The 11,407-nt window shown below is 74.3% G+C and carries 9 protein-coding genes; 6 read left to right on the top strand and 3 right to left on the bottom strand.

Features of this window, described 5'->3' with window-relative positions; genetic code table 11:
• The 4 genes from VNL12_RS08655 to VNL12_RS08640 all read left to right on the top strand — a co-directional run.
• On the top strand, nt 1–823 hold an 823-nt coding region (locus VNL12_RS08655; protein ID WP_325593577.1), incomplete at its 5' end, for an IS30 family transposase.
• 15 nt (nt 824–838) lie between these two features.
• Complete coding sequence (locus tag VNL12_RS08650; protein ID WP_325593575.1) at nt 839–1,015, top strand: hypothetical protein; 177 nt, start codon at nt 839–841, stop codon at nt 1,013–1,015.
• Nucleotides 1,016–1,189: 174 nt separating this feature from the next.
• Nucleotides 1,190–1,552, top strand: coding sequence for a hypothetical protein (locus tag VNL12_RS08645; RefSeq protein ID WP_325593573.1), 363 nt, complete (start codon nt 1,190–1,192; stop codon nt 1,550–1,552).
• A gap of 163 nt (nt 1,553–1,715) precedes the next feature.
• Nucleotides 1,716–2,099 (top strand): hypothetical protein, encoded by a 384-nt coding sequence (locus tag VNL12_RS08640; protein ID WP_325593571.1) that lies wholly within the window; start codon nt 1,716–1,718, stop codon nt 2,097–2,099.
• Between the two features lie 350 nt (nt 2,100–2,449).
• Here VNL12_RS08640 and VNL12_RS08635 read toward each other — a convergent pair whose 3' ends face one another.
• On the bottom strand, nt 2,450–3,892 hold the full coding sequence (locus VNL12_RS08635; protein WP_325593569.1) for an amidase: 1,443 nt from the start codon (nt 3,890–3,892) through the stop codon (nt 2,450–2,452).
• 451 nt (nt 3,893–4,343) lie between these two features.
• Between VNL12_RS08635 and VNL12_RS08630 the strand changes: the two genes are divergently transcribed.
• Entirely contained in the window at nt 4,344–4,964 is a 621-nt protein-coding gene (locus VNL12_RS08630; protein WP_325593567.1) for a hypothetical protein, read from the top strand.
• Between the two features lie 88 nt (nt 4,965–5,052).
• On the opposite strand, the gene VNL12_RS08625 is transcribed toward VNL12_RS08630, so the two are convergent.
• Nucleotides 5,053–5,676: a rhomboid family intramembrane serine protease gene (locus VNL12_RS08625; protein ID WP_325593565.1), complete on the bottom strand. Its 624-nt coding sequence runs from the start codon at nt 5,674–5,676 to the stop codon at nt 5,053–5,055.
• A gap of 86 nt (nt 5,677–5,762) precedes the next feature.
• Here VNL12_RS08625 and VNL12_RS08620 point away from each other — a divergent pair, with 86 nt between their 5' ends.
• Complete coding sequence (locus VNL12_RS08620; RefSeq protein ID WP_325593563.1) at nt 5,763–5,987, top strand: hypothetical protein; 225 nt, start codon at nt 5,763–5,765, stop codon at nt 5,985–5,987.
• A 15-nt stretch (nt 5,988–6,002) separates the two neighbouring features.
• On the opposite strand, the gene VNL12_RS08615 is transcribed toward VNL12_RS08620, so the two are convergent.
• Nucleotides 6,003–11,366 (bottom strand): Lhr family helicase, encoded by a 5,364-nt coding sequence (locus VNL12_RS08615; protein WP_422653719.1) that lies wholly within the window; start codon nt 11,364–11,366, stop codon nt 6,003–6,005.
• Nucleotides 11,367–11,407 lie beyond the last annotated feature (41 nt).

Genomic DNA, 11,407 nt, shown 5'->3' with positions numbered 1-11,407 from the left:
GCAGCGGGCCCGGCCCCAGGCGACCCGCCTCGAAGCGAACCCGGTGTTGGCCGCCCATGTCGAGGCGAGGTTGCGGGCGAAGGACTCGCCGATGACGATCGCAGTCGAGCTGGCCCGGGGCTGCTACCCCGGCCTCGGCGGCGCAACGGTGTCCCATGAGACGATCTACACCGCGATCCACGCCCAAGGGCGCCGGGGGTTGCCCAAGGGGCTCCATGCCGGGTTGCACCGGCGGCGCCGGTGCCGCAAGCACCGCCCCGCCCCTGGTCAGGGCACCCCGAAGGCCAACGGGCCGTTGGGGGAGTTCAACCTGATCGGCACCCGACCCGCCGAGGCCAACGGGCGCGAGGTGGTCGGCCACCTCGAGGGCGACTTGATCATCGGGGCGTTCAACCGGTCCGCGTTGGTGACCGTGTTCGACCGGGCCAGCCGGTACCTGTGGCTCGCCGATCTCCCCGAAGGCCACGGCGCGGAGGCCACCCTCGGGGCGCTGATCGAGGTCGTCGATCGGATGCCTCTCAACCTCCAGTTGAGCCTCACCTGGGACCAGGGCCGGGAGATGGCGGCCCATGCTCTGCTCACCGCAGCGACCGGCATCGACGTGTACTTCGCGGAGCCGCACTCGCCGTGGCAGCGCCCCACCAACGAGAACGGCAACGGCCTCATCCGCCGCTACGTCGGCAAGGGCACCAACCTTCGCGTCTTCCGAGACCAGGACCTGCGCGCCATCGAGCACCGCATCAACACCATGCCCCGACGCAGCCTCCGCTGGGCCACCGCCCACGACGTCTACACTGCCGCTACGTCGCGTTGGACCGGTTGAACTCGCCCATACACCGTGTCTGATGCTGCGTTCAGCCAGAACGGCATGGGCTGGACGACGGTCTCCGAAGCCATCCTCGGCGGCTTGGACGGCGACACCATGGCCGCTCTCAACGAGCGGGTGTCGATCAACGGGGAGGACATCGAGAGCGTCGCCCGCGACTACCTCGAGGGCCGGGGCCTGCTCGGCTGAACACGCTGGTCCCGCAGCTCATACGCGATGACCGGTTCGGACTGCCCCTGTCGCAGCGTTGGCCGCGAGGACGGACGACGTCGATCGTGGCTCGCTGGATCCGCTGTCACAGGGTCCCGGTAGGGTCGGGTCCTGCAGCTTCCCCCGTTGACATCACGACCACGGAGGACTGTCATGGCTCTCACCGAGCGCAGCCGCTCAGCCCTGTACCAGGGGCTGGGCACCATCATCGACGACGAGGAGGCGGTCCGCGAAGTGCTCTCCCACTTCCCAGCACGCGACGTCGAGGAACCCGTCACCAAAGACCACCTTCGCGCCGAGATGGCCGAGCTCCGCGCCGAGCTTCGCGCCGCGATCCGGGACCTCGACCACCGGATGGCAGCCGGGTTCGCCGCCGCCGACCAGCGGATGACGACCGGGTTCGCGGAGACACATCGACTCATCGAGGCCCGAGCCCGAGACGCGCAGCGGTGGACGATCGGCACCATGATCGCCCTCATGGCCGTCATCGTGGCCGCCCTGACCGCCCTCTCGTAGCCACCACACCCGCACCGAGGCGAGCCGCAGCTCCCTTGGCCCACACCGTCGGCGCCGAGCGGTGCCAGCTCGTGGATGACTCGCCCACCGCCGCTGTCGTAGGGCTTCGGTAGGGTCGGTTTCGCAGCTTCCCCCGTTGACATCACGACCACGGAGGACTGTCATGGCCCTGACCGAGCGCAGCCGCTCAGCCTTGTACCAAGGGCTGGGCACCATCATCGACGACGAGGAGGCGGTCGGCGAAGTGCTCTCCCACTTCCCAGCACGCGACGTCGAGGAACCCGTCACCAAAGACCACCTTCGCGCCGAGATGGCCGAGCTCCGCGCCGAGATGGCCCAGCTCCGCGCGGAGGTTCGCGCCGAGCTCCGGGACCTCGACCAGCGGATGGCAACCGGGTTCGCCGCCGCCGATCAGCGGATGGCGAGCCACGCCGCCGCGACACATCGACTCATCGAGGCCCGAGCCCGAGACGCGCAGCGGTGGACGATCGGCACCATGATCGCCCTCATGGCCGTCGTCGTGGGTGCCCTGACCGCCCTGTCATAGCCACCACACGCGCACCGGACGCGAGCGGCTCCCCCGTCACACGGCCGATTCGCATCGAGGCGCTCGAGCGTGCGGGTCTGGTCCCTGCGACGATGGTCCATCCCGGGGCCGCACCCGGGGCCATCCCCAGCGCGCGTCGCCCTGGTCAGGGCCGAAATCGACCTTGTCGACATTCGAGGGTTGAGGGGTCGTCGAGCGGGTATGCCACGGGCTTCCGCCGGGCTGGACTCCCCCCCTTCTGGCCCGGCGGACTCTTCTCAGGTTCCACCCTCCTGGTGGTCCGCCCGGTTGAGCGCACGACGCTCCGGGCCCGGCGGCGCAACGAGGGCCGGCCCCCTCAGCGGGCGGGGTCAGCCGGCCCGGGCGGGGCGGCGGCCGGCCCACGGCACGGCCGTCTCGAGCTGCGCCGCCACGCGGATCAACACGTCCTCACGGGCCGGGGCCCCCACCAGCTGCATGCCGATCGGCACGCCGTCGCCGCTCTCGGCGAGGGGCACCGAGATCGCCGGCTGCCCGGTGATGTTGAACGCGGCGGTGAAGGCCACGAGCGGCGTCGCGCGCAGCAGACCGGCCAGCGGGTTCTCCGGCGTCGCTGCGAACTGGCCCAGGGTCGGCGGCACCTCGGGCATCGTGGGGGTCAGCAGCAGGTCGAAGCCGTCGACCTCCCACCAGCTGATGATCGCCCGCGCCGCGACGTGCAGGCCCTCGACGCCGGCCAGGTACTGCGCGGCGGTGACGCTCCGGCCCATCTCGGCGACGGCCCACGTGCCGGCCTCGACGCCATCAGGGGTGACGGGCTCGCCGATCATCTCGCCGATGCGGTCGAGCTCGCGAGCCGTCCACGCCCCGAAGCAGGTGAGGAAGTGGGCGAGGGTGGCCCCGTCGGCCAGGCCGGCGGGGAAGGCCGGCTCGACCCGGTGGCCGAGATCCGAGAGCGTCTGGGCGGTGCGCTCGACCGCCGCGGTGATCTCGGGGTCCGACACGGCCGAGCCGTCGGGCGCCTCGGCCACCCACCCGATGCGCAGCGACCCCGGATCGGCACCGACCTCGGCGAGGAACGGACGGGCCGGCGGCGCCGCCCAGTACGGGTCGCCCACGCCGGGCCCGGCGACGGCGTCGAGCAGGGCGGCAGTGTCGCGGACGCTGCGGGTCACGGCGAGGCGACCCACGAGCCCGGCCCAGGCCTCCCCCACTGCGGGGCCGACCGGCACCCGCCCGCGCGACGGCTTGAGGCCCACGAGCCCGCAGGCGCTGGCCGGGATGCGGATCGAGCCACCACCGTCACCGGCGTGGCCGAAGGGCACGATCTCGGCCGCGACCGCCGCCGCCGAGCCGCCGCTGGAGCCACCCGGGGTGCGGGTGAGGTCCCACGGGTTGTGGGTCGGGCCGTAGGCCTCGGGCTCGGTCGAGGGGACCAGCCCCAGCTCAGGGGTGTTGGTCTTGCCGATCACGACGAGCCCGGCGGCGCGAAAGCGCGTCGCGAGGGTGTCGTCGGCGGGCGCCACGTACGCGCGGTCGCGCAGGACCTTGGTGCCCATGTGCAGCGGCAACCCCGCCGAGGTGCCGTCGAGGTCCTTGAGCACGAACGGCACGCCCCGGAACGGACCGTCGGGCAGCTCGCCCTCGGCCTCGCGCGCCGCGTCGTCGTAACGGGGGTGGATGATGGCGTTGAGCTCGCCGTTCAACGCCTGGGCCCGCTCCACGGCGACGCCGACCAGCTCGGCCGCGCTGACCTCCCCGGAGCGGACCAGCTCGGCCTGGGCGGTGGCATCGAGGGTGTGCAGATCGTCCATCAGCGGCGACGTTAGGCCCGCGCCGCAGCGCCCGCTCGCGGCGCCCGCTCGGTGAGGTGCGGCGCGAGCGAGCTATGGGCCTCCCCACCGCCATGGCTCCCCTCGGCGGTGCGGTGCCCTCGGGTTCATGCCGGAGCCCTATCGGGCAGGGGTAGAGGCGGCGGCGCCGGGTAGACCTTGTCGATCCAGGGGCCGCCCGACCCCTGCTCACCTCCGAGGCCCGTCGCCGGCCGGCACCCCGTGTCCGGCTCACCCCCCCCCGAACAAGATGGGAGATCCGCTGAGCCCGCTGCCACCACCCCCGCCGACGCCGCCGCCGCCATCCTCGCCCCCGGAATCGTGGCCGCCCCACGCGACGCCTGCCGGCCGTCCCGCCTTCCCGCCCGTCCCACCGGGGTGGGATCCCCATGGCCGCGACCCCACCCCCCGGCCGGGGCCCGGGGCCGGGCTGGTGGTCGGACTGGTCGCCGGCGTCACCGCCCTCCTGCTCCTCGTCGGCGGGGTCACCTTCTGGCTCGTCGCCGACGACAGCGACGGCGACGACCGGGCGGAGCGCACCACGACCGAGCCCGAGCGGGCCACCACCAGTGAGGAGCAGGGCACGCCGTCGACGCAGAGCCCGACGACCGGGGACGGGAGCCCGACCACCACCGAGGACAGCACGGCGACGACCGACCCCGACGAGGACCGCGACCCCGTCGTGGTCCCCGCCGACGCCCCGCCCCCACGGCTGGTGGACGCATCGACCATCCAGCTGCCCGGCGTCGGCCCCCTCATCGGCACCATCCCCGTCGAGGTCGAGGCGGGTGAGGTGGTCGACATCGCCGTGCGCCTCGAGGCCAGCACGAACCTGGGCATCATCTCGGCCGCGGACGACGAAGCCCGGACGACCGTTCAGATGTGGTCGTCGCCCGACGACCTGGAGGCCAGCTGGGACGGCGGAGAGGCCGGTGTGATCACCGGCGCGGAGTGGAACGCCGACGAACCCCTCGAGGGCGGGGTCTACGTCTTCCGGGTGATCAGCCGGGACACCAGCGGCACCTTCGAGCTGCGGTTCTTCGGCACCCAGTAGCGCCCGGCAAGCGGTGGCTCAGGGGGCCAGCGGGGACGTCGACTCGGCGCGCGCCCGGCTGCGACCACAGCGCCCGTCGAGCAGCGACTCAGGGGGCCAGCGGGGTCGTCGGCTCGGTGTGGGAACCGGGGCGGTGCAGCAGCCAGGCTGCGAGCACGCCGCCGACCGCTCCGAAGACGTGCCCGGACCACGAGATGCCGGGCCGGGGCAGCACGCCCCAGAGGATGCCGCCGTAGACGAACAGGGTCAGGGCCCCGCCGGCCAGCCAGAGCAGGTTTCGGGCGAAGACGCCCCGGACCACGAGGTAGGTGAGGAAGCCGAACACCAGCCCGCTGGCGCCGATGTGGACCGAGGTGCTCGACGCCACGAGCCACGTGCCAAGGCCGCTCACCAGACCGACGATGACCGCCACCCGCACGAAGCGCCCGATGCTGCCGCTGGCGATGGCCCCGCCCATGATCACGAACGGGATGGTGTTGGCCAGCAGGTGTCCGAACCCGCGGTGCAGGAACGGGGCCAGCACGATGCCGAGCAGGCCCCGGGTGCTGCGGGGCCGGACACCCCAGCGGTCGAACTCCGTGCCGGGGACCAGGTCGACGAGCTCGGCCGCCCACATCACCGCGACCACCACCGAGACGACGACGAAGGGGCGGAGCAGCTCGGCCATCGGGGTGTCGACGTCCGCTGCGCTCGATTGCTCGGGGAGGGCCACGGCGCCATGATCGCGCCCGCGGCCGCTCCCCATGGCGCGGACGTGGCAGGGTCGAGCGAGCACACCGTCGACGAGAGGACCGGACAGTGAGCGACAAGTGGTGGTGGGACCTCACCGAGGGCCGGGCCGTGACCAGCGCCGAGCGACCCCGCGACGCGGAGGTGCTCGGCCCCTATGACACGCGCCAGGCGGCCGAGGACTGGAAGGCCACCAGCGAGGCCCGCAACGAGGCCTGGAAGGACGAGGACGAACGTTGGGAAGGCGACGACCGGGGCGGCACCGGCGCCGACCCCGGTGCCGGCGGCGACTGACCCTCGGGGCGGCGGTCAGCGGGAGCGGAGGACGAGGCCCCGGTAGGAGTCGCGGAAGCCGGCGGCGCGGAGCAGCTCGGCGGCGGGGGTGTCGCGGGCGGGCTCGCCGTCGACCTTGGTGATCTCGACCGATCGACGTCGCCCGGAGCGCACCAGCGAGACGATGCCGTCGACCCAGCGGGCATCGCCCCCTTGGTCAGCTCCGGCGTCGGCCGGGCCGGCACGGCCGTCGCCGGCACCGTCGTCGGGACGGCCGGCGGCGCCGGGGAACAGGTTGACGCTGCGCCCGCCACGCTCGAGGTAGGCCACCGGGCGCCCGTCGACCAGCACCACGTGGGCCCCGGCCGCACGGGCCGGACGCCCCGGCGATGCCGGCCAGGGCAGGGCCGCGCCGTAGGGCTGGGCCGGGTCGGTGGCGGCCAGCACGACGGGGACGGCGACGGGATCGTCGTCGCCGTCTCCGCCTTCGTCCCACCCGTGGACCCCCGGGTAGGGATCGTCGGCCGTCCAGCCCCGGTCGCCGGCGGGGATCGGATCGAACGACGCCCGACCGTCTGGCCCGGTCGGCGCAATGTCCAGCGATTCATCCCCCATGGGAGGGACGTGGATCCAGGGTTCGTCGGGGTCGGGGTCGGGGTCGGGATCGGGTGGGGGGGCCCCGGGGGCACCGCCACGGACGGGGCGGCGCTCGGAGATCGGGTCGCGCTCGGCGCGGAGGCGATCGACGGCGCCGGGCAGGGCGAACTGGGCGGCCCCGAGGCCGGCGACGAAGTAGCCGCGGCGCACCGTGCCCTTGTCCTCCATGGCCCGCAGCACCGGGTACACACCGGCGAAACCACCCTCGACACCCTCGGCCAGGGCCGCCTCGCGGGTGAGCACGCCGTGGCGCTCGAGCAGCTGGCGGGCCCGGGCCAGCGCCGCCTCGCTGGGGCTGGGCGTCGGCTCGCGCAGCGGGGCGACGAGCGACCAGCGGCCCCCGGCCGACGGCGGGCCGAGGCGGGTCAGGCGACCGGGGCGGGGGCGACCGGCCCGCGCCCGGGACCCGGCCGACGGTCCCTTGGCCCCCTTGGCCCGGGACCCCACGTAGGCCCGCAGCGGGGCGAGGGTGTCGTTGGTGACCTCGCCGGCCCACACCAGGTCCCACAGCGCGCCCAGCAGCGAGGCGTCGTCCCCGGCCAGCTCGGCGTCGACCACGGCCTGCTGCAGGTCGGGCCAGAACGTGGCGCCCCGGGCGCCGAGGTGGCTCCGTAGCACCTCGTGCACCGCCCCCGACGGCGCCGACTCGACATCGACCTCGGGCACGAGGAGCCCCAGCTCGTCACGGAAGACGAGCCGCACCCGACCGTCGCCCGAGCCGATGGCCCCGGCCCCGACCCACACCACCTCGCCCGCCGCGGCCAGGGCGTCGAGATCGGCGGGGCGGTAGCTCTCGAGGCGGGCCGGCAGCACGTCGGACTCGAGCACCGACGCGGGGATCGGCGCCCCCTGGATCACCCCCAGCGCCTCCACCAGGCCGTCGATGCCCCGCCGGGGTAGGCCGACCCCCTGCCACACAGGCAGGAAGCGGGCCAGGGCGTCGGCCTCGACGGGCTCGACCTCGCGCCGCAGGGCGGCGAGCGACCGGCGACGGATCCGGCGCAGCACGTCGTTGTCGCACCACTCGCGCTCGACGCCGCCGGGCCGGAACTCGCCGTTGACGACCCGGCCCTGCGAGGCGAGGTCGGCCAGCGCGGCGACGACCCGGGGCTCGTCGACAGCGTAGCGGCGGGCCACGTCGCGGGGCAGGAACGGCCCGTGGGTGCGGGCGTGGCGGGCGACGAGGTCGTGCAGCGGGCGCTCGACCGGGTCGGTGAAGGCGGACGGGAGACCCACGGGCACGGCGCAGCCCAGCGCGTCGCGCAGGCGGGCGGCGTCGTCGGCCGCGGCCACGCGGGCCTCGCCGGCCACACCGACGCGCATGGCGCGTCGCTCAGCCACCAGGGTGTCGACCCACGTCTCGACGGTGTCCACCACCGCGTCCTCGTCGCGCTCGGGCGGCGGCCACGCGACGGGTTCGGTGGAGACCTCCACCGGCGGCGTCGCCGGCCACTCGTCCGCACCGGGCACGGCGTTGGGCGATGCTGCGCCGGCCGGTGCAGCCGCCGCGTCGGAAGCGTGCGCCTCGCTCCCGTCGGGCGGGACGGTGGCCACCGCCGGGAGGATGTCCGTCACCATACCGGCGGCGCCCGGGGCCGGCCCGGTCGGCTCCACCGGGTTCACGGCCGGGGCGGCGGTGCGCTCGGCGGCGAGGCGGGCGCGGCGGGCGTCGCCGTCGGGGTCGGCGCGTCGGGCCAGCTCGGCGACGGTGAGGGGGCCGAGCGTGCGGACCAGGTCGTGCAGCTCGTCGGGGTCGCGGGCGGGCGCCTTGCCGTCGAGGTGCTGGAGCGAGCGTTCGACCTCGTCGAGGACCTCGACGTCGAGCAGGTCGCGCAGCTCATCGGCGCCGAGGAGCTCGGCCAGCAGGTCGCGGTCGAGGGCCAGAGCCGCGGCCCGGCGCTCGGCGAGGGGCGCGTCGCCCTCGTACATGTAGACGGCGATCCACCCGAAGAGCAGCGACTGGGCGAACGGCGACGCCTTGGGCGTGTCGACGGCGATGGCCCGGATGCGCCGGGCCCGCAGGTCGCCGAGCAGCTCACGCAGCGCAGGCACGTCGAAGACGTCGGTCAGGATCTCCCGGGTGGTCTCATAGAGGATCGGGAAGCGAGGGTGCCGGGCGGCGACGGCGAGCAGGTCGGCGGCGCGCTGGCGCTGCTGCCACAGCGGGGTGCGCCGGTCGGGGCGGCGGCGGGGCAGGAGCAGGGCCCGCGCTGCGCACTCCCGGAACCGCGACGCGAACAGCGCCGTGCCCGGCAGGTGCGTGACGATGATCTCGTCGATGTCCTCGGGGTCGACGAGCAGCTCGGTGAGGGGCAGCTCGTCGTAGGCCTCGGGGAGGCGGATCACGATGCCGTCGTCGCTCCACATGAGCTCGACCGGGGTGCCCCACCGCTCGCTGAGGCGGGCCTGGAGCACCATGGCCCACGGGGCGTGGACCCGGGCGCCGAACGGGGACAGCACGCAGATGCGCCAGTCGCCGATCTCGTCGCGGAAGCGCTCGACGACGATGGTGCGGTCGTCGGGCACCGCGCCCTCGGCGACCTGGTCGTCGATGTAGGCGAGGAGGTTGACCGCGGCCCGCTCGTCGAGGCGGTGAACCGTGCCCAGTCGCTCGAGCGCCTCGCCCCGAGGCATGTCGCGCAGGGTGCGCACCGTCTCACCCACGGCCCGGCCCAGCTCGAGGGGACGCCCCGGGCCGTCACCGTGCCAGAACGGCATCTTGCCCGGCAGCCCCGGCGCCGGGGTGACGACCACGCGCTCGGGCGTGATGTCCTCGATGCGCCACGTCGAGGCGCCGAGCAGGAAGGTCTCACCGACCCGGCTCTCGTAGACCATCTCCTCGTCGAGCTCGCCGACCCGCTTGCCGTCGGGCAGGAACACGCCGTAGAGGCCCCGGTCGGGGATGGTGCCGCCGCTCGTCACAGCCAGGCGCTGGGCGCCCTGACGCCCCCGGACCACCCCGGCGGCACGGTCCCAGACGATGCGAGGCCGCAGCTCGGCGAACTCCTCCGACGGGTAGCGCCCGGCCAGCAGGTCGAGCACTTCGTGGAAGATGCCGTCGGTGATCTCGTTGAACGGCGCCGCCCGGCGGATCAGGGCCGCGAGGTCGGTGACGGTCCACTCGTCGAGGGCGCAGAGGGCCACGATCTGCTGGGCCAGCACGTCGACGGGGTTGCGGGGGTAGCGCATGGCCTCGACCAAGCCGGCCTCCATGCGGGGCACGACGGTCGCCGCCTCGAGCAGGTCGGCCCGGTGCTTGGGGAAGATCTTTCCCCGGCTGGGCTCGCCGACCTGGTGGCCGGCGCGGCCGATGCGTTGGAGGCCACGGCTCACCGCGCCGGGCGACTCGACCTGCACCACCAGGTCGACGGCGCCCATGTCGATGCCGAGCTCGAGCGAGGACGTGGCCACCAGGCCCTTCAGCCGGCCGGACTTGAGGTCGTCCTCGATGATGAGGCGCTGCTCGCGGGCGATCGAGCCGTGGTGGGCCTTCACCAGCTCGGGCACCGGCGGCGACTCGGGCGGAGGGCCGGCCGACGGCCCGGATCCGGCGCCCGGCGGCGGCTCGGGGGCGAGCAGCATGCCGGGCGTCGAGGGCGGGTGGCCGACAGCCTCGGCGCCGGTGAAGGCCAGACCCGGGTCCTCGCCGCGGGCGATGGCGTCCTGCTCGGCGGCCAGCTCGTTGAGCCGGGTGGCCAGGCGCTCGGCCAGGCGGCGGGCGTTGACGAAGATCAGCGTCGAGCGATGGGCGCGCACCAGGTCGAGCAGCTGGGGGTGCATGGCGGGCCAGATGCTGCTTCGACGTGTCGGTCCGGCGGCAGCCGGGCCTCCAGGGTGGAGGGTGGGGTCGGCGGACGTGGATGCGGCCGAGGCCGGGCCGCTGGGCAGGCCATCGGGGCCCTCGCCGGGGACGACGGGCTGGCCCAGGTCGGCCATGTCGTCGACGGGCACGATGACCTCGATGTCGAGGACCTTGCGGCTACCGGCGTCGACGATGGTGACCGGTCGGGGCCGGCCGTCGTCGCCGAAGCCGCCCAGGAAGCGGGCGATCTCATCGAGCGGGCGTTGGGTAGCCGAGAGGCCGATGCGTTGCGGGGGACGGTAGGTGAGGGCTTCGAGGCGTTCGAGGGAGATGGCCAGGTGCGAGCCCCGCTTGGTGGCGGCCACGGCGTGGATCTCGTCGATGATCACCGCCTCCACGCCCACCAGGGTCTCGCGCACCTTCGACGTGAGCATGAGGTAGAGGGATTCGGGGGTGGTGATGAGGATGTCGGGCGGGTGGCGCTGTTGGGTGCGGCGCTCGTCGGTTGGGGTGTCACCGGTCCGCAGGGCGACGGTGGGCTCGGGACCCAGGGCCCGAACGGCGTCGGGGCCGAGCCGCTCGGCCGCGAACCGGATGCCCTTGAGCGGGCTGCGCAGGTTCTTGTCGACGTCGACGGCGAGGGCCCGCAGGGGCGAGAGGTAGACGATGCGGGTGCCCTCGACCGGCGTGCCCGTGGCGTCGACGGGTCGGGGTTGGGTCATCAGCCGGTCGATGCCCCACAGGAAGGCGGTGAGCGTCTTGCCCGACCCGGTGGGGGCCAGGATCAGGGTGTGGTCACCGGCGGCGATGGCCGGCCAGCCCTGGGCCTGGGCGTCGGTGGGCGCCCCGAAGGAGGTGGAGAACCACTCGCGCACCGGCGCGCTGAAGACGGCGAGCGGGTCGCCGGGGGCAGAGGACGGCGTCGAGGGGTCAGGGCCGATGCCGGTGATGGTACGAGGGGAGTGCGACAACCGGCCCTGCT

The organism is Iamia sp. (genome assembly GCF_035575815.1).
Lineage (GTDB): Bacteria > Actinomycetota > Acidimicrobiia > Acidimicrobiales > Iamiaceae > Iamia.
The sequence above is the reverse complement of the archived record's forward strand: the minus strand, read 5'-3'. Positions and strand labels throughout refer to the sequence as shown.